This is a genomic window from Silvimonas iriomotensis (assembly GCF_014645535.1).
Lineage (GTDB): Bacteria > Pseudomonadota > Gammaproteobacteria > Burkholderiales > Chitinibacteraceae > Silvimonas > Silvimonas iriomotensis.
On record NZ_BMLX01000001.1, the window covers coordinates 1,115,864 to 1,133,867 of the forward strand.

Here is an 18,004-nt window from a genome sequence, read left to right on the forward strand (position 1 = left end):
TCAACGATGACATTCGGGAAGTCCGTTGGCACGAAGAAATCCGGTCAGCGCTGCGCGGATCTGCTGCTTGAGCGCCTCAGGCCCGGCATCTTGCATATCGTTATGATGCGCGCCCTGCAAAGTCACCAGCTGCAGACTCGTACCTTGTATTGCTTGCGCGCTCGGCAAAACGCCGGGGTCGGCCACGGTATCCGTAGCCCGAATCGACAACACCTTGAAGTGTTCTGTAACCGGCAGAGGCACGCGCCGGTTATCCAGCGTAATCAGGGCGCTGATTCGTTCTGGCAGCCAGCTTGCCAGCAACGCCGCCGCATCCCCGCCCAATGAGTGCCCGACCAACAACACCCGATGCCAGTCTCCTTGCGGATAAAGAGTCTGGCCTTGCTGCAAAACGTCACTCACTGCCCTTGCAGTCTGGTCTGCCAACCAGCGTAATTGCGGCGCGAGCGGACTACTTTGCAACAACAACGGTGTTGTTCTTCCGATCTGACCATCGTAGACGACAACACCGTACCCAAACTGCGTCAAAAACGCCTGGAGAAATGTGTAGTCATCCCCGCTTAACCCGTAGCCCGGCACAATCACCGCAACAGGCGCCTGAGGCGCACGGCACTTTGCGGCAGGCCAGGTCACCTGGAAATGCGGCGCTGCAAACGCCACCGCGCTCACACAGGCCAGCAGCATGCATAAGGTGAAACGAAGCATGTTTATTTAGCGCCCCCGCACCGGCGCCATGATCAGCAAATCCGCATTACGGTCTTCCGTAATCCAGATTGCGCCTGTTTTATCGACCTTGATGTCCGTGGGCGCGCCCATCGGGTGTTTGCCGGGGATGTCGCCCCAGTCGCTGATCAGCTCTTGCGGTTGGCCCTGCGGCATGCCGTTGCTGTCAAAACGGATGGCCACAAGGCGGTGGCCGTTGTTGCGATAGCCGTGCCAACCCATGATCAGGCTGCCGCGCCATGCGGCAAGGCCGGCGGGTTCGTTGTAGAACGCCATGCCCAGCGGGGCGGCGTGGCCGGGCAGCAACATCGCCGGTTTGGCAAAGAGGCCACAATCGGCTTGCGGGAATTCAGGGGCCGGCACGTTGTTGTCGTAGCAATAGGGCCAGCCGTAGTTGCTGCCTTCGTGAATCAGGTTGAGCTCTTCGTGCGGCAGGTTTTCGTCGTCTTTCATGCCGGGAATTTTGCGATTGATATAGTCGCGGCTGTTTTCGGCCTGCCATAACGCACCAGTCACCGGGTGAATGGCCAGCGCCATCGAGTTACGCAGGCCGGCGGCAAACTGTTTGCCTTCCCATTGGCCGTCTTGCTGGGTGTAGCGCCAGATTGATGCCCGCTGCGGGTCAGTCTGCATGTCCTTGCATTGCTGCAGCGGTGGCTGGCTGGTGTCGATCCGCCCTTCACAGTTATCGGTGGCCGAACCAAAGTTGATATACAAGGCACCGTCCAGGCCAAACAAAAAGGTCTTGATCGGATGGCGGCCGTCGGCGGGCAGTTTGTCGATCACCATCGTCAATTTCGGCTGCGCGTCAGTCGGGTTGAAGCGACTGATGCGGCCATCTTCGCCCAGATAAACCTGACCATCCGGGCCCAGTTGCAAACCGTGGGGGCGATTGAGGCCACTGAACAAGGTGACGCTATCAAACCCGCCCTGCCTGCGCACCAACCGCAATACACGGCCCTTGCCCTCGCCCCAACCGCCCATATCAGTCAGCAGCGCAGAACCATCTGCCAGCGGCAGCACCCCGCGCGGCATACCCAGACCGGTAGCGGCCAGACCAACGCAAAAACCCGGCGCGGTTTTCAGATTGACGCGCGGCAGCCCTTCACAAGTGCCTTTGATGGCGTAGGGTGTGCCTGCATCGGGCGCGGCAAAGGCCACGGGGGCGAGCAGCGTGGATACCAGCATCAGACAGCGCAGAGAGCGAATGGTCATAGGTCAGCATCAAGGTAAATGGGTCTTGCGCCTATCCTGACGCAATCGTGCCTGCTTTGGAACCCTGGAAATCAGCTGGCGGCCCAATACCCGGGCCAAACGCCGGGTATTGGGCGAAATGGTGCTCAGTGTTCACGGACCCATACACACATTTCGCCTTCACCCCGGTTGGCCCAGGCAAACCAGGGGATGAATATCAGCGACACCGGGGTGGTCTGCGGCGTAGTGTCATAGGCATAAAGCGCGGTGTGCGAAGGTCGGGCGTGCTTGAGCCCTTTTGCTTGCAAGAGCACCAGTCCCGCCAGGGCCCCTTCACCAGCAAGTTGCCCGAATACGCTATCCGGCGGCAAGCGCAGGTTGTGCAATGCCGGGCCGTTGTCCGCCTGCTCAAGGCAATACACCAACGGGCCACGCTGCACGGCCACCTTGCCCGCAACGTGCCGCAGTTGTGGGTGCCCGTACACGCGCCGGACGGCCATGGGTAAATGCAGGCTGATTTCATCGCCAGCCCGCCAGACCCGTCGCAGATGCACGTAACCCTTGATGTGTTCACCGGACAGCTCGTCGCCATTCACCGTCCAGGTGGCATTGCTGCACCAGTCCGGGATTCGCAGGGCAATGCCGCGCGGAGCATCTGGCGCGGCCTCGATCACGATGCGGATGTTTTCCTGCTGCGGATAATTGCCGTGCAGGTGCAGACGCAAATCACCCAGGGTAGTCACATTGCCAACGTACAGATTGACCAGGACCACATCGTCACGCCGGGTGTAGATGTAATGCCCCAACGAGGTTAGCAATCGTGCAATGTTAGGCGGGCAGCAGGCACACCCGAACCATCGCTGGCGCACTGGTTTGACGTGATCATGGATGTGGTTGCTGGCGAGGGTCGCCGGATGAACCTCCAGCGGATTGACGTAAAAGTAATGCTTGCCGTCCAGTGCCATGCCGCCCAGAACGGTGTTGTAGAGCGCTTTCTCCATCACGTCGGCGTAGTGGCTTTCGCCTTCCAGTTCGATCATTCGCCGGGCAAACATCATCAGACCCACCGAGGCACAGCTTTCTGCGTAGGCCGTATCGTTGGGCAGATCGTAATCCGTGCTGAACGATTCACCGTGGCTTTGCGCGCCGATCCCGCCGGTTATATAAAGTTGCCGCTCCACCATGTTCTGCCACAGGCGCACGCAAGTCTGGCGTTTTTCTTCGTCACCGCACAGGCGGGCCAGATGCGCGACACCCGCCAGCAAATAAACAAACCGCACAGCATGGCCAGTGGCGGTGTTTTGCTGCGCCAGCGGCAGATGCGCCTGGCTGTACGCCTTATCCTTGATCATCCAGGCCGGGCCATGCACCGGCCAGAAATAACTGCCGCCGCGCCGGTCGGACTCGATGTCATAGTAGTGTGGCTGCGCGCCCCGCTGCTCTACAAAGAACCGCGCCAGTTGCAGATAGCGCTGCTCCTGGGTGACTTCGTACAAGCGCACCAGGGCCAGTTCAATTTCCGGGTGGCCGGGGTAGCCTTGAAGCTGGTCCGGTTCCGGCCCGAACATCTGGTCAATATGGTCGGCCAGTTTGCAGACGATCTCCAGCAACTGGCGCTTGCCGGTTGCGCCAAACCAGGCGACGCCGGCTTCGATCAGGTGCCCGGCACAATACAGTTCATGGCACTCCGCCAGATTGCTCCAGCGTTGCTCCGGGGCTTTGACGGTAAACCAGGTGTTCAGGTAACCGTCTGCCTGCTGGGCTGCTGCGATCAGGGCAATGACTTCATCGGCTGTTTTTTCCAGCCCCGGGTCTGGCTGCTGCACCAGTGACCAGGCCACCGCCTCAAGCCATTTGGCGACGTCACTGTCCTGAAAAACCATACCGTAGAACGTGCCCTCTTTTTGCCCGGCAGCAATGCGGAAGTTATCAATGGCATGGCTGGGTTCCGCCTCCGGGATCTGGTCATTAAGGGCGGCCCATTGATAAGGGATGACCACATCGCGCACCAGTGCCTGGTATTGCCCCAGCAGTGGATCATCAATGACGCAGCCTTGCAGATTCACTTCATGTACTTGCATCGCGCGGTTCCTTTTCATATCAATGTTTGGCATGCCGGAGCGCCAGATCGCCACTCACGCGCGCCATGGTGGTGTTGTCCAGACGGCACCAGCGCGCGGCAAAGGCCACCAGCAAATGAAATGCCGCCGGCAACAGGCTTTCCAGCGCCGAGATGTCGTGCAAAGAGGTGGACGTCTGGTTTTCCAGACCGGGCTGGTAAGCCACCAGCACCAGAATCAGGCTGACAATACCGGCACTGGCGGCCCACGCCAGCTTGATGAAAAACAGATTGAAGGCAAAATTGAGCCCGGACGAACGCACGCCGTTTTTCCATTCGCCGTAATCATCCGCAAAGGCCATGATGGAAAAGTGCAATGGCAGGGTAAAACCCAGAATAACGCCATTACCAAAGATGGCGATCAGCCAGAGATTTTTGTATTGCGGCCCCGTTGGCAGAAACCACATGCCAATTGCCAGTGCTGCCAGCACGATATTGGTCCACGAATAAAGCTTCACCGTATCAATGCGCCTGGCTACAGGACCAACCACCAGCGAGCCGACAATGGAAGAGAACGTCAACATGGTAAAAAACAGGGATGCGAACCCTTCATCACCTTCCAGTGCATAGGTAATAAAGTACATATATCCGCCACCCCGCAGATTAAACACATTAATCAGCAGGAATGACAAAATCAGCATCAACAGCAACTGGTCATTTTTGCGTAATCCGCGCAAATGGGTTTTCAGATCGAATACACCCATCTGACTCACGGATATACGTTCTTTCACACCCAGAAAACAGGCCAGCACCATCAACATGGCGACCACAGCAAGAATGGCCACACCCGTCTGGTAACCCTTGGCCAGATTTCCCCCACCAGTCAATGAAACCAGCCAGGGCAGGCCCACAGAGACCATGAAACCCGCCAGGCCACACAAGATGAAACGCCAGGACTGGCAAGCAATGACATCCTCGCGCTGACGGGTCATGGTATTGATCAGCGCGCAATACGGCACATTGATGGCGGTATAGGCCAGCGACAGCAGAAAATACGTGCCAAACGCCCACATGATCTTCATGTTCATGCTGACGTCCGGCACGGTAAAGGTCAGGACCGCGCATAACGCAATCGGCACCGCTCCCCATAATTGCCAGGGTCTGAAGCGCCCCCAGCGACTCTGCGTGCGGTCTACCAGAATGCCCATCAATGGATCAGAAATGGCATCAAAAATCCGCAGTGCGACAAAAATGATCCCGACCAGTGCAGGGGTAATCCCGAAAATATCCGTATAGAAAAAGGTGAGAAAATTCATGATCAGGCAGGTAATAATGGTGCCGCCGGCATCCCCCAGGCCATATCCCACTTTTTCGGACAACGAAAGCTTGTCTTTGCCTTGCTGCGCGATGAATTTCGAATTTCCTGCCACCGGATTATTCATGCTTTATATCCTGCAAAATCCGTCTGTTCGAAAAATCCGGATTGCATTTTTATCTTTTCATGAAAAAAACGAGTCCGGCCACCTTATGCTAAGGCCCGGCACACCATGGATAAATTTAAATTCCAGCTTTTTCCATTCACAATATGGCTACGTATTGCCATGTATTTTTTATATGGAATATATCAATAAGGAAAACCCTAAATATAAAAACAAATGCGCTGAAATCACGGAAAAAGACAATCACATTTAAAAGAGACCGGCGCCAGATTCAGTGCACATTAAAAAACCCGGTCAACAGACCGGGTTTCAGACGGGATTGCGGCAAAGACTTCAGAACGGGCTACCGCGTTTTTCCAGTTTGCAGTCATACGCCAGGATCACCTGCCCGTCTTCATCCACGCTTTCGAGCTTGACGGAGAACCCCCATAGCCGCGCAATGTGTTTCAGGACTTCATGCACGCTGTTGGCCAGCGGGCGGCGCTGGTACTGGTAGTGGCGCAGGGTGAGCGAGCGATCGCCCCGGGTGTTGACGTCGTACACCTGGATATTGGGCTCGCGGTAGGCCAGATTGTATTGCGATGCCAGTTGCGTGCGGATTTCGGCGTAGCCGGCATCGTCATGAATGGCCGCGACTTTGAGCGTGGCGTTTTCGTCGTCATCCAGAATGCTGAAAAAGCGGAAATCGCGGATCAGCTTGGGCGAGAGGTACTGCGCCACAAAGCTCTCGTCCTTGAAGTTGCGCATGGCAAAGTCCAGCGTTTTGCGCCAGTCACTGCCCGCCATGTCCGGGAACCAGCGCTTGTCTTCTTCCGTCGGGTTCTGGCAGATGCGCTGGATATCGCGGTACATGGCAAAGCCCAGCGCGTAGGGGTTGATGCCGTTGAAGTACGGGCTGTCCACGCCCGGCTGCATCACCACATTGGTGTGGCTGTGCAGGAACTCGAACATGGCCGAATCGGTGATCAGCCCTTCTTCATACAGCTGGTTCATCAGTGTGTAGTGCCAGAACGTGGCCCAGCCTTCGTTCATGACCTGGGTCTGGCGTTGCGGGTAGAAATACTGCGCAATCTTGCGGATGATGCGCACAATTTCGCGCTGCCATGGCTCCAGCAACGGGGCGAATTTCTCGATGAAATACAAGAGGTTCTCTTGCGGTTCCTCTGGAAACCGTCGTGGCGCGACCGTTTGTTCTTCCTCAAACCGGCGCGGCAAGGTGCGCCAGATTTCGTTGACTTGCGATTGCTGGTATTGCTCGCGTTCGGCCTGCCGCGCCAGTTCTTTTTCCAGCGAGAGCTTTTGCGGGCGCTTGTAGCGGTCCACACCGTAGTTCATCAGCGCGTGGCAAGAATCCAGCAACTCCTCGACCTTCTCTTCGCCATGTCGCGCTTCGCACTCGGCAATGTAGCGCTTGGCAAACACCAGGTAGTCGATGATGGCGTCGGCTTCGGTCCAGGTACGGAACAGATAGTTGCCTTTGAAGAACGAGTTATGACCAAAACTGGCATGCGCGATCACCAGCGCCTGCATGGTCATGGTGTTCTCTTCCATCAAGTAGGCAATGCAGGGATTGGAGTTGATGACGATTTCATACGCCAGCCCCATCATGCCGCGCTGATAATGCTTGTGCGTGGAGAGAAACTGCTTGCCGAAGCTCCAGTGGTTGTACATTACCGGCATGCCGACCGACGCATACGCGTCCATCATCTGCTCGGCAGAAATGATTTCCAGCTGGTTGGGGTAGGTATCAAGACCAAAGTCTTTGGCAATGCGCGATATCTCGCGGTAATAGGTTTCGATCAGCTCGAATGTCCATTCCGAGCCAAGTGACAACGGCTTGCGGCGCGGCGGCTTGTGTTCTGGCTCATCGGCTTTGTTCTTGCGGGTGCGGGTGGTGGTCATGGCGCTCAATCCTGCGGCGCGGCGCCTTTTCAGGCGACCGCTTTTTCCGGATGCTTGCGAAAGAGATCTCTGAACACAGGCCAGATCTCCGACGCATCCCTGATGCGACGCATGGCAAATTCCTTGTGCGTCTGGGCTACCATTTCATATTCGTACCAGAGGTTTTGCGGTTCCCCTTCGGTGATTTCGACGTAGGCGTAGTACTGCAACAACGGCAACAGGTTGTTTTCCAGAATCTCGCGGCACTGCGGGGAGTCTGAATCCCAGTTGTCGCCGTCCGACGCCTGGGCGACGTAGATATTCCAGTCCGACGATGGATAGCGTGCCTCGATGATCTGGCGCGTCAGCTTGAGCGCGCTGGACACCACGGTGCCGCCGGTATCGCGGGCATGGAAGAACTCGTCCTCGTTCACTTCATACGCCTGCGTGTGATGGCGGATGAACACCACTTCGATCTTGTCGTAAATACGGGTCAGGAACAGATACAAGAGGATGAAAAACCGCTTGGCGATATCCTTTTTGTTCTCGTCCATCGAGCCCGAGACATCCATCACGCAAAACATCACCGCCTGGGTGGTCGGCAACGGAATTTTGGTGCGGTTGGAATACTTCAGATCAAACGGATCAATAAAAGGGATATTGGCCACACGTGTTTTCAGCGCGTGAATCTGCGCCATCACCGCTTTGACCAGCGGATCATGCTCGCTGCGGGTTTCCAGTAGTTTGTCCAGGTCTTCCTGGGCCTCGTTGAGTTCGCGCATGGGCTCGGCCGAGAGCGCAATGCGGCGGCCCAGCGCGCTGCGCAAACTGCGCACCACATGGATGTTGGTCGGCGTGCCGTCGCTGGTAAACCCGGCGCGGATGGATTTGAAAGTGATGGTTTGCTGCAGCTGCCGCTTGATGAGGTTGGGCAGTTCCAGATCGTCAAAAAAGAAGTTCAGGAATTCCTCGCGGGAGAGGTCAAAGACAAAGTCATCCTCACCGCCGCCGCCCTGACCCGAGCCGCCGCTACCACCGCCACCGCCACCTTGTTCCGGACGATCAATCTCGTCACCGCGCAGGTATTCCTTGTTGCCCGGAAACACGCGCTCCCACACGCCGCCGTGGGCATGACCCAGGGTCGGTTCGTTGATATCGCGCACCGGAATCGAAACCTTCTCTCCCCGTTCAATATCGGTAATCGAGCGATCCTTGACCGAGCGCGCCACCGCCTCGCGAATCTGGCTCTTGAAACGCTTGAGAAAACGCTCTCTGTTGACTGCGGATTTGTTCTTGCCGTTCAAACGCCGGTCTATCAGATGGTGCATATAAGTCCCCCGAGCGGGTTGTACGACCGGGCCGCCGTGGCGTCTGCACTACGCCACGGCGGCCCACCCACCACGTCTAAGATGACTTTCTGACGCGCAGGTACCACTCGCACAAGAGCCGAACCTGCTTGGGCGTATAGCCCTTGGTCACCATGCGGTTCACAAAGTCCTCGTGCTTTTTCTGATCCTCTGCGCTGGCCTTGGCATTGAAAGAGATCACCGGCAACAACTCTTCGGTGTTGGAGAACATCTTCTTCTCGATCACCGTGCGCAGCTTCTCGTAACTGGTCCAGGCCGGGTTCTTGCCGTTGTTGCTGGCGCGCGCCCGCAGCACAAAGTTGACGATCTCGTTGCGGAAGTCCTTCGGGTTGGATATCCCCGCCGGTTTCTCGATCTTCTCCAGTTCGTTGTTGAGCGAATTGCGGTCAAAGCTCTCGCCGGTATCCGGGTCGCGGTATTCCTGATCCTGAATCCAGTAGTCGGCAAAGGTCACGTAGCGATCAAAAATGTTCTGGCCGTATTCCGAATAGCTTTCCAGGTATGCGGTCTGGATTTCCTTGCCGATGAACTCGACATACTTGGGCGCCAGATATTCTTTGATGTACGCGATGTAATGTTGTTCCTGCTCCTGCGGGAACTGCTCGCGTTCAACCTGCTGCTCCAGCACATACAACAGGTGCACCGGATTGGCCGCCACTTCCTGGTGATCAAAGTTGAACACGCGCGAGAGAATCTTGAAGGCAAAGCGCGTCGAGAGCCCGTTCATGCCCTCGTCCACCCCGGCGAAGTCACGGTACTCCTGCATGGATTTGGCTTTGGGGTCGACGTCCTTGAGGTTCTCGCCGTCGTACACCAGCATCTTGGAGAACAAACTGGAGTTTTCCGGCTCTTTCAGACGCGAGAGCACGGCAAACTGCGCCATCATCTTGAGCGTGCCCGGTGCGCATGGCGCGGCCGAGAGCGAAGAGTTGCGCAACAGCTTGTCGTAGATGCGTGTTTCCTCAGACACGCGCAGGCAGTACGGCACCTTGACGATGTAAATCCGGTCAAGGAAGGCCTCGTTGTTCTTGTTGTTGCGGAACTGTTTCCATTCGCTCTCGTTGGAGTGCGCCAGGATAATCCCTTCAAACGGGATCGCGCCAAAACCTTCCGTCCCCTTGAAATTGCCTTCCTGGGTGGCCGTCAGCAACGGGTGCAGCACCTTGATCGGCGCCTTGAACATTTCCACAAACTCAAGCAGGCCCTGGTTCGCCAGGCACAAGCCGCCAGAGTAGCTATATGCGTCCGGGTCATCCTGCGCGTATTTTTCCAGCTTGCGGATATCCACCTTGCCCACCAGCGACGAGATATCCTGGTTGTTCTCGTCACCCGGCTCAGTCTTGGCGATACCGATCTGCCGCAGCACCGATGGATAGCGTTTGACCACGCGAAACTGGTTGATGTCGCCGTTGTACTCATGCAGCCGCTTGACCGCCCACGGGCTGGGAATCGTCTTCAGATAGCGTTCCGGAATCCCGTACTGCTCTCTGAGAATTTCGCCATCCTCTTCGGCGTTGAACAAGCCCAGCGGGGACTCGTTCACCGGCGAGCCCTTGATGCAATAGAACGGTACGCGCTCCATCAGTTCTTTGAGTTTTTCAGCAATGGACGACTTGCCGCCACCCACCGGCCCCAGCAGATAAAGAATCTGTTTCTTCTCTTCCAGCCCTTGCGCCGCATGCCGGAAATAAGCCACCACCTGTTCGATGACTTCTTCCATGCCGTAAAACTCGCGGAACGCCGGGTAAAGCCGCATGACCTTGTTCTGGAAAATGCGTGACATGCGCGAGTCCAGACGGGTATCCACCATCTCGGGCTCGCCAATCGCCATCAGCATGCGCTCAGGCGCGGTGGCGTATACCGACGGGTCTTGCCGGCACAGCTCCAGGTATTCCTTCAGGGTGAGTTCTTCTTCGCGGGTGCGCTCGTATCGCGAGGCATAGTGATTGAACACGTCCATGACGCATCTCCAGCTTTGTTGGATGGGATACGGCTGCCACGCGTCGCCAGGTGGGGTTTGAGTGAGGAAATTCAAAACAGCAAGGGGCGGCGCTGGACAACGGGAAGGCATCGCGCCCTCTCGCTTACTGTTATAGACGAGCCCGTTCCGGCGTGACGGCGGTTTCTTGATATGAACGTTATCTGAATTACCAAACTGATGATCCAGTTTGGTGACCAATGGCGGAACTGCTTGATCTGACAGGAAAATACCAACGCGTGCCCTGTTACATGCGCTTGCAAAAAATTTTTTGCGGTCCGCAGTGGGCCAAATGCAACAGTCGCACCGACGCCCGGGTGCAGCCCTGCTGCAGTGCCGCAGCCCAGGCTCACCCGCCGCAGATGAGGGACAAAACGATCAGATAGATCAGATAGATCAGATACAAAGGAGAGGAAAACCAGAAACCCGGCGCGCGCATTAGCCCGCGCCCAGTTCCTTGTCGACCATTTGCGCGCTGTAGAACGTCACCCGATTGCGGCCGGCGCGCTTGGAGGCATACAGCGCCAGATCGGCCTGCGTCTTCACCCGCTCGACCTTGGGTGCGCCCACTTCGTAAGTCGCCACGCCCAGGCTGCCGGTCACGTTGATCGGTACTTCGTTGTACAGAATCGGCGTGGCCGCAATGGCTTTGCGGATACGTTCGGCGGCGGCCACCGCACCTTCGCGACCGGTTTGCGGCAGCATCAGCAAAAACTCTTCGCCCCCATAGCGCCCGAACACGTCGGTATCACGCAGCACGTCGCGCACCCGCGCGACCACCTCGCACAACACCTCGTCACCACCCAGGTGACCATGGGTATCGTTGATCTGTTTGAAGTGGTCCAGATCAAGCAGGATGACGCTGAAGGTCTCGGCCTGGTAACGTTCGACCCTGCCGATTTCTTCGAGCAGGCGCGCTTCGGTAAAGCGGCGGTTGTACACGCCGGTGAGACCATCGCGGCTGGAGCTTTCTTCCAGCTTGGCCATGGCCTGTTTGAGCATGCTCTGGTAGACCGCCACATCGGTCACGTCATTGACGGTCACCGCAACTGCGCTGATTTCGCCATCGGCCTCACGCACGGGCATGAAGGTGCAGTTTTGCTGCATGAAATCAATGCCACCCGTGATTGGACGGTTGTGGCGGAACGGGAACAGCCAGGGGCGCTGCTCCCAGGAAGTAAACGCAAAATTGTGCAGCATGAACACGCTGTCGACTTTTTTGCTCAGCCACTTTTGCGGCAAATCGGGGAACAACTCGAACAGATTGCGGCCGATGGCCTGATCCGCGCTGATGCCGCTGTGGTCCGCCATAAAGCGGTTCCACAGCAACAGGTTGTATTCCCGATCGAGTGCAAAGATACCTACGCCGATCTCACTGACGATGAAATTGCGCAATGTCTCCAGCATCAGATGCTTTCCATGAACGCATCCAGCGCCTTTTTCAGTTGCGAGATCGATTCTTCCGGCATCAAGGTCAAAAGGTGGCAGGTGAAATCGCGGATTTCCAGCGTGAAGCGCACCTGGATCAGCAAGGCGTAATCCCAGGTCAGCTGATCAGGATTGATCAAGCGGTCCACCTCGGCGTTCTCTGCAATGATGGTCGGCGGCGAATACGACAGCGGCGACACCAGCAGATCAGCAATCCCGTTCAGACAGGCACCGACCAGCACGTTGCCGACATCCAGCAAGAGTTCGCGCTCGGTCGCCTGGCCAACTTCGTCCTCGTAACCCATCAGGTCGGCAAGGTTGCGGCAGCCACGTTCGTCATAGATCACCATGGCTTCGCCACGCAGCGTGCCAGAGAACGACTGGCGCACGGCGGTGACAGCCAGTTCGCGCCCGACCGTCTGCGCGATGGTGCCCGAGATATTGCCGGCATCGGCCAGCGAAATACCCGGCACCGACAAATGGACAAAGCTGCCCATCAACTGGGCCAGCAGCGCGCCGGCGCGGCCCATGGCAATGTTGGTGATTTCCTGCAGCGCGTCGCGCTGATCTTCCGTCAAGGCAATAACAGTCATAGCTTGATTCCGTACTCGCGCAACACCGCCTCAATACTGGCCGGATCAACCGGCTTTTTGACGAAGGCTGCAGCGCCCAGGGCGCGTACGCGCTCGCGCGCCAACGTTTGCACATCTGCGGTTACAACAACCACAAAGGAATTCAAACCTTCTTTTTGCAGGGTTTCCAGCACGGCATAGCCGTCCATGTCCGGCATGGTCAGATCCAGAAACATCACGTCGGCCTTGCCCGCGCGATAGGCCGCGACCGCCTCGTTGCCATTACTGGCCTGCGTGATTTCCACGTCCCACGTGGGGGGCAAAGCTTTGATCAGCATCTTGCGTGCTATGGATGAATCGTCGACGACAAGTATCGGCGTTGGCATGCGGCATTCCGGGCTATTCAACGAGGCAAAAGGCCTAAGCTGACAGATTTTAGTGAAGTTATCTCGCCCTGAATAGTCTCTCAAAGCACCATATGACTAAATAGCAGCACTGAAAGCAGCCGATATATGCCAAATGCAATAAAGAGCAACCCTGCCAACACCCTGACAAATCGCTTTCTTATCCACTGCAAAATCCGGCCTGCGGCCTGCCCCATCAACAACAGGTTTGGCAGCGTACCCAGCCCGAATGCCAGCATTATCAAGGCGCCCTGCCCGACCCCGCCAGAGGACAAAGCTGACAAGCTGGCCGTATAAACCAGACCACAGGGCAACCATCCCCAGAGCGCCCCCACGATCAGCGTGTCAGGCCAGCGCCTGACTGGTAAGCGACGACGCAAAACCGGTTGCAAAAATCGCCACACGGGCCGACCAACGGTTTCGATATGCACAATCCAGGAAAACCAGCCGGCCAGATACAGCCCGACGCCAATCAGCAACAGGTTGGCCAGCACATAGAGCACCAGCTTGATGGACTGCAGGGAAACAAGAAACGGCAGCGCGCCAAGCGCCCCGGCCAGCGCGCCGATGAGCGTATAGCCGGCAAGGCGGCCAAGATTGAAACCCAGGTGATAACGCAGGCGCGGGCCGGGTGGCAATTGCAAGCTGAACGCGGCAACGACGCCGCCGCACATGCCAAAGCAATGTCCGCCGCCCAGAAAGCCTGCCAGCAAGAACGCAAAAACGTCGAAGTCGTGCAAGGATGATCCCGCTAGGAAAAGCACGCCAGACCCAGCCACCAGAACGGCGACAGACAAGCGGCAAGCTTACCGCAAAACCTGGCAGATCAATGCATCAGACAAGGCGGGAGTAGCGCGCGGCGGTAGTTTTCTCACGCAAGTGGCGATCAAACACCATAGCAATGGAGCGGATCAGCATGCGTCCCTTGGGCGTAACCTCGATGCCTTCGGGCGAAATGATCAGCAAGTCATCGCGCATCATGGCGTCCAGCACCGCCAGTTCAGGCGCAAAGTAGGTTTTGAAATCCACCAGCCAGGCGGTTTCGACCTGCCCGAAGTCCAGATTGAAGCGACACATCAGCCCCTGAATGACCGATCGCCGCAACAGATCATCGCGGTTCAGCTCGTACCCCCGCACGATGGGCAGGATGTCTTCATCCAGCATGGCGTAGTACTGTTCGATCTCTTTGGCGTTCTGGAAATAACCGGCGCCCACTTTGCCAATACCGGAAACGCCAAATGCCAATAAATCAGATTCCGCCCAGGTTGAATAACCCTGGAAATTGCGCTGCAAAGTGCCACGCCTTTGCGCTACGGCCAGATCATCATCCGGCAATGCAAAATGATCCATACCGATATAGACATATCCGGCCTCGGTAAGCCGCTCAATTGCAGATTGCAGGATATCGAGTTTTTCTGATGCCCCCGGCAATGCACTGGCATCCATTTGCCGTTGTGTTTTGAATCTTTCAGGCAAATGCGCATAATTATAAAGCGCAAGTCGGTCTGGCCTGATTGCCAGAACCCGGTCGATTGTGCGCAACACACTTTGCACCGACTGGAACGGCAAGCCGTAGATCAGATCAATGCTGACCGAGCGGAAACCCATGCTGCGCGCGGCGTCGATCACCATACGGGTTTGCGCTTCGCTCTGCACGCGGTTCACGGCGCGCTGCACGCGCTCGTCAAAATCCTGCACGCCAACACTCATGCGGTTAAAACCGGCCTGGGCCAGGAGGCTGATTTTGGCGGGCTGCAATTTGCGCGGATCAATTTCGATCGAATATTCGCCATTTGGCAAAATATGGAAATTCTTATTGATTTCTGAAATCAAATCGGCAAGTTGTGCTTCCGGCAAAAAAGTAGGTGTACCACCGCCAAAATGAATCTGGCCAACCTTCATGGTATATGGCAATATATTTGCCAGCAGCCGAATTTCTTTTTTAAGATATTCGACATATTCAACTGCCCTGCTTTCATTTTTGGTGATGATCTTGTTACAGGCGCAGTAGTAGCAGACGGTATTGCAAAAAGGCAGATGAAAATACAGCGATGCCGGGCGGTCTGCCTCCCCCACGCGGGACTGCTGCAGCGACGCGGCATAGGCGTCGACACTCAGCGGACCAAAGCGGTCAGCAGTGGGATATGAGGTGTAGCGAGGCCCCTGGCCATCGTAGCGTTCGACAAGGGGGCGATCGAACTCGACTTGCTGGATGTAGGCGGCTGTATGCATTTGTCCTGCCCTGAAAATTCAGGGTAAACAGTTTGCCTCCACCCTGGAGATATTTACTTGATACAGATCAAAGCAAATCGCATGATGCTCGCATCTACTTCGCACATGTAATTAATAGATGCCCTCAGCGACCGACCGTTTCTGACAGACCAGCCCCAACCGTGACTTTGGCTCTGGCCTGCAGGCAATTATCTGAAGTCCAAGTGGAAAAACAACCATGCTCTCACCTATCCAGTTACGTGAAACCGGTCTCAAGCAATTGCGCCATGCCTGCTCCAGTTGCAGCCTGCGCGAACTGTGCCTGCCTGTCGGGCTCTCTCCCGATGAAATGCGTCAGGTCGACCAGCTTGTCAGCCAGGGCCGCCCGATCAAGCGGGGCGAAGCGCTCTATCGGGCCGGCGAACCGTTTCACTCGCTTTACGCTGTGCGCCTGGGTTTTTTCAAGACCAGTGTTGTCTCTGAAGATGGCCGGGAGCAGGTCACGGGCTTTCACATGAACGGTGAACTGATCGGCATGGATGCCATCAGCACCGAGCACCACACCTGCGATGCGGTGGCACTGGAAGACAGCGAAGTGTGCGAGTTGCCATTCAATGAAATGGAAAACATGTCGCGCCGCATTCCCTCGCTGCAGCGCCACCTGTACCGCCTGATGAGCCGCGAGATCGTCCGCGATCATGGCGTCATGCTGTTGCTGGGCAACATGAAGGCTGAGGAGCGCATTGCGGCATTCCTGCTGAACCTGTCACAACGTTTTGCCTTGCGCGGTTACTCGCAGCACAGTTTTCATTTGCGCATGACGCGTGAAGAAATCGGCAGCTATCTGGGCCTGAAACTGGAAACCGTCAGCCGCACCTTGTCACGCTTCCAGGACCAGGGTTTACTGCGGGTACAGAACCGTTTGATTGAACTCAAAGACATCGAAGGCCTGAAGCAGTTGATGAATAGCTGCCAGGGCAACTGACCCCGCGCCCCCATGATCGCCCAGCTCTGCCTGATTGCCCCTGCCGCACAAGCCTCTGCCGTACTTGAACGCCTGGGACAGGCCGGGCTGGGGCTGCCTGTATTCCCGGCGGAGGCGGCGGCAGCGCTTCCGCCCGCCCCCACGGCAGACAGCACGCTGGTGCTGATCAATCCGGGCAATATGGCTGCTTACCAGCAACACTTGGCCGTTGCCCGGCAAGGTGGCTGGCGCCTTCTGGACCTGGCGGTCAATCTGCACAATCCGTTTGGTAAAACCATGGGCTGGATGGTTGCCGCGGGTGGCAACCATGATGATTTCGCCCTGGCCACGCCGGTACTGGATGCGCTGGCGCCGCCGTTTCCCAAAGCCTGGCTTCACGCCGGCGGCCCTGGGGCCGGTGCTTTTCTGAACAGCATTGCCAGCGGCTGGCTGGCGCAGTCTGAATCTGTCTGGCAATGGTTGCTGCATGCCTTGCAGCAACCGGGTGCCAGTTCGTTTGATCTGCAATCCTGGCAAACGCTGATCGACCACAGCCTGACGCACCTGCAAGACGATGCCCGCAGCTATCTGGCCATTGATACCGGGCCGTTCCAGCCCTGGTTTGCCGATCAATGCGCCCTGCTACTCAACCCGCTGACCCGTGAATCCCCGGCCCGCCAACTGGCCAACTGGTTCCTGGCCGCGCAGGCGGTCAACCCCAAACCCTGACTCACACAGTGTCGGCCCAAATAAAAAACGGCCCCTTATGAAGGGGCCGTTAACGCAATCGGCAGATATGCGCTAGTAAACAGGTCAGGCAGCAGCGGCCTTGCGGCGATTGGCTGCAGCGGTAGAGCTGGCCTTGTTGATGTTCTGCACGGTCGCAGCCAGCCACTCTTCGCTTTGCTTGCGGGTTGCGGCGATCGCGGAATCGTACACATCAAACGTGGTGGCCACGCCTTGACGCAGGCTCTTCACACCTGCGGCACCGGCCGGATATTGTTCAGCCAGCTTGTCCAGACCAGCCAGTACTTCTTCGCTGGTTTGCTTCAGATGTTTTTCCACCAGTTCACCCAGTTCTTTCTGGGTGGCATGGGCAATGCCCACGGCTTCGCGCCAGGCGGCGGTGGTTTTTTCGGTCACGGGTTCGACCAGTTCGCGCTGAACGGCCAGCGCTTCATTCGCGTCCTTGGCACCAGCAAGGGACTTGGCAGCGTGCTCGTTGTCAGACAACAGTGCACGGGCAAAACCCAGTTGCACCGCCCAGAGGCGCTCTGTACCGGTCAGGACGGTACGGGCAAAACCCAGAGACTGTTCGATCCCGACTTGTTGAGCGCGGGAAAACTCTTCGGCGAAACGGTTGGTACCAAGCGTCATGATTTTTCCTAAGTGGTTGTGCAATGCAACATTTGAGGGCATTCTGGCAGAATGCATTCATATGTCAACCTTATTTTGTGCAATGCATCAGAAAAATCCAGCACGAAAAAAAACGACCTGACGGTCGTTTTTTTATAAACAGGATCAAACAGTTGTTTGATTTGCAGGCTTTACGCTTTGACGTCCACGCTGTTACCCAGGTTGGACGGATTGTTGTACTGCGGCACTGGCGGCAGCGCCTGCAACAGGCTAAGGGCCGCAGAAGCTTGCGCGTCATTGGCTTTTTTCATGACGGCCACGTTGATCGAATTGGCGTTGGCGGCGGGTTGCAGCACCGTGGCGTTGAGCTGGTTCATGCTCTGATTCACCGCGTTGCTTTGACTGCTGACTGCACTTGCATCCATAAG

At 56.9% G+C, this 18,004-nt stretch carries 16 protein-coding genes; 2 read left to right on the forward strand and 14 right to left on the reverse strand.

Features of this window, described 5'->3' with window-relative positions; genetic code table 11:
* From IEX57_RS04930 to hemN, 12 genes are all read right to left on the reverse strand, one after another.
* Complete coding sequence (locus IEX57_RS04930) at positions 1-705, reverse strand: alpha/beta hydrolase (protein ID WP_188702909.1); 705 nt, start codon at positions 703-705, stop codon at positions 1-3.
* Positions 706-711: 6 nt separating this feature from the next.
* Positions 712-1,938, reverse strand: a complete 1,227-nt coding sequence (locus tag IEX57_RS04935) for a PQQ-dependent sugar dehydrogenase (RefSeq protein ID WP_188702912.1) — start codon at positions 1,936-1,938, stop codon at positions 712-714.
* Between the two features lie 125 nt (positions 1,939-2,063).
* On the reverse strand, positions 2,064-3,998 hold the full coding sequence (locus tag IEX57_RS04940; RefSeq protein WP_188702914.1) for a glycoside hydrolase family 127 protein: 1,935 nt from the start codon (positions 3,996-3,998) through the stop codon (positions 2,064-2,066).
* Positions 3,999-4,017: 19 nt separating this feature from the next.
* The gene (locus tag IEX57_RS04945) at positions 4,018-5,418 is read right to left on the reverse strand and encodes an MFS transporter (protein ID WP_188702915.1); all 1,401 of its coding nucleotides are present in this window, start codon (positions 5,416-5,418) and stop codon (positions 4,018-4,020) included.
* 330 nt (positions 5,419-5,748) lie between these two features.
* Complete coding sequence (locus tag IEX57_RS04950) at positions 5,749-7,317, reverse strand: SpoVR family protein (RefSeq protein ID WP_188702917.1); 1,569 nt, start codon at positions 7,315-7,317, stop codon at positions 5,749-5,751.
* Between the two features lie 29 nt (positions 7,318-7,346).
* On the reverse strand, positions 7,347-8,624 hold the full coding sequence (locus tag IEX57_RS04955) for a YeaH/YhbH family protein (protein WP_188702919.1): 1,278 nt from the start codon (positions 8,622-8,624) through the stop codon (positions 7,347-7,349).
* A gap of 76 nt (positions 8,625-8,700) precedes the next feature.
* On the reverse strand, positions 8,701-10,623 hold the full coding sequence (locus IEX57_RS04960; protein WP_188702921.1) for a PrkA family serine protein kinase: 1,923 nt from the start codon (positions 10,621-10,623) through the stop codon (positions 8,701-8,703).
* Between the two features lie 456 nt (positions 10,624-11,079).
* Positions 11,080-12,048 carry a sensor domain-containing diguanylate cyclase gene (locus IEX57_RS04965; RefSeq protein ID WP_188702932.1) on the reverse strand — a complete coding sequence of 323 codons (969 nt, stop codon included), beginning with the start codon at positions 12,046-12,048 and terminating at the stop codon, positions 11,080-11,082.
* Positions 12,048-12,662, reverse strand: a complete 615-nt coding sequence (locus IEX57_RS04970) for a hypothetical protein (RefSeq protein ID WP_188702934.1) — start codon at positions 12,660-12,662, stop codon at positions 12,048-12,050. Before IEX57_RS04970 ends, IEX57_RS04965 begins: the two co-directional genes overlap by 1 nt.
* On the reverse strand, positions 12,659-13,027 hold the full coding sequence (locus IEX57_RS04975) for a response regulator (RefSeq protein WP_188702936.1): 369 nt from the start codon (positions 13,025-13,027) through the stop codon (positions 12,659-12,661). Before IEX57_RS04975 ends, IEX57_RS04970 begins: the two co-directional genes overlap by 4 nt.
* 80 nt (positions 13,028-13,107) lie before the next feature.
* Positions 13,108-13,842 (reverse strand): sulfite exporter TauE/SafE family protein, encoded by a 735-nt coding sequence (locus tag IEX57_RS04980; RefSeq protein WP_229708725.1) that lies wholly within the window; start codon positions 13,840-13,842, stop codon positions 13,108-13,110.
* Positions 13,843-13,879: 37 nt separating this feature from the next.
* The gene (gene hemN / locus IEX57_RS04985) at positions 13,880-15,277 is read right to left on the reverse strand and encodes an oxygen-independent coproporphyrinogen III oxidase (RefSeq protein ID WP_188702938.1); all 1,398 of its coding nucleotides are present in this window, start codon (positions 15,275-15,277) and stop codon (positions 13,880-13,882) included.
* A gap of 217 nt (positions 15,278-15,494) precedes the next feature.
* Between hemN and fnr the strand changes: the two genes are divergently transcribed.
* Together fnr and IEX57_RS04995 are read left to right on the forward strand one after the other, a co-directional pair.
* A complete protein-coding gene (gene fnr / locus IEX57_RS04990; protein ID WP_188702940.1) occupies positions 15,495-16,241 on the forward strand; it encodes a fumarate/nitrate reduction transcriptional regulator Fnr in 747 nt (248 codons plus the stop codon).
* Between the two features lie 12 nt (positions 16,242-16,253).
* On the forward strand, positions 16,254-16,949 hold the full coding sequence (locus IEX57_RS04995; RefSeq protein WP_188702942.1) for a hypothetical protein: 696 nt from the start codon (positions 16,254-16,256) through the stop codon (positions 16,947-16,949).
* Positions 16,950-17,033: 84 nt separating this feature from the next.
* Here the strand turns inward: IEX57_RS04995 and IEX57_RS05000 are convergent, their stop codons facing one another.
* Together IEX57_RS05000 and IEX57_RS05005 are read right to left on the reverse strand one after the other, a co-directional pair.
* Positions 17,034-17,597 (reverse strand): phasin family protein, encoded by a 564-nt coding sequence (locus IEX57_RS05000; RefSeq protein ID WP_188702943.1) that lies wholly within the window; start codon positions 17,595-17,597, stop codon positions 17,034-17,036.
* Positions 17,598-17,767: 170 nt separating this feature from the next.
* Positions 17,768-18,001, reverse strand: coding sequence for a putative motility protein (locus IEX57_RS05005; RefSeq protein WP_188702945.1), 234 nt, complete (start codon positions 17,999-18,001; stop codon positions 17,768-17,770).
* Positions 18,002-18,004: the final 3 nt, after the last annotated feature.

Coding starts and splice junctions, on each gene's coding strand:
- IEX57_RS05000 (WP_188702943.1), bottom strand. CDS start 17,597: ATGACGCTTGGTACCAACCGTTTCGCCGAAGAGTTTTCCCGCGCTCAA.
- hemN (WP_188702938.1), bottom strand. CDS start 15,277: ATGCATACAGCCGCCTACATCCAGCAAGTCGAGTTCGATCGCCCCCTT.
- IEX57_RS04940 (WP_188702914.1), bottom strand. CDS start 3,998: ATGCAAGTACATGAAGTGAATCTGCAAGGCTGCGTCATTGATGATCCA.
- IEX57_RS05005 (WP_188702945.1), bottom strand. CDS start 18,001: ATGGATGCAAGTGCAGTCAGCAGTCAAAGCAACGCGGTGAATCAGAGC.
- IEX57_RS04975 (WP_188702936.1), bottom strand. CDS start 13,027: ATGCCAACGCCGATACTTGTCGTCGACGATTCATCCATAGCACGCAAG.
- fnr (WP_188702940.1), top strand. CDS start 15,495: ATGCTCTCACCTATCCAGTTACGTGAAACCGGTCTCAAGCAATTGCGC.
- IEX57_RS04995 (WP_188702942.1), top strand. CDS start 16,254: ATGATCGCCCAGCTCTGCCTGATTGCCCCTGCCGCACAAGCCTCTGCC.
- IEX57_RS04930 (WP_188702909.1), bottom strand. CDS start 705: ATGCTTCGTTTCACCTTATGCATGCTGCTGGCCTGTGTGAGCGCGGTG.
- IEX57_RS04945 (WP_188702915.1), bottom strand. CDS start 5,418: ATGAATAATCCGGTGGCAGGAAATTCGAAATTCATCGCGCAGCAAGGC.
- IEX57_RS04970 (WP_188702934.1), bottom strand. CDS start 12,662: ATGACTGTTATTGCCTTGACGGAAGATCAGCGCGACGCGCTGCAGGAA.
- IEX57_RS04935 (WP_188702912.1), bottom strand. CDS start 1,938: ATGACCATTCGCTCTCTGCGCTGTCTGATGCTGGTATCCACGCTGCTC.
- IEX57_RS04950 (WP_188702917.1), bottom strand. CDS start 7,317: ATGACCACCACCCGCACCCGCAAGAACAAAGCCGATGAGCCAGAACAC.
- IEX57_RS04960 (WP_188702921.1), bottom strand. CDS start 10,623: ATGGACGTGTTCAATCACTATGCCTCGCGATACGAGCGCACCCGCGAA.
- IEX57_RS04965 (WP_188702932.1), bottom strand. CDS start 12,048: ATGCTGGAGACATTGCGCAATTTCATCGTCAGTGAGATCGGCGTAGGT.
- IEX57_RS04955 (WP_188702919.1), bottom strand. CDS start 8,624: ATGCACCATCTGATAGACCGGCGTTTGAACGGCAAGAACAAATCCGCA.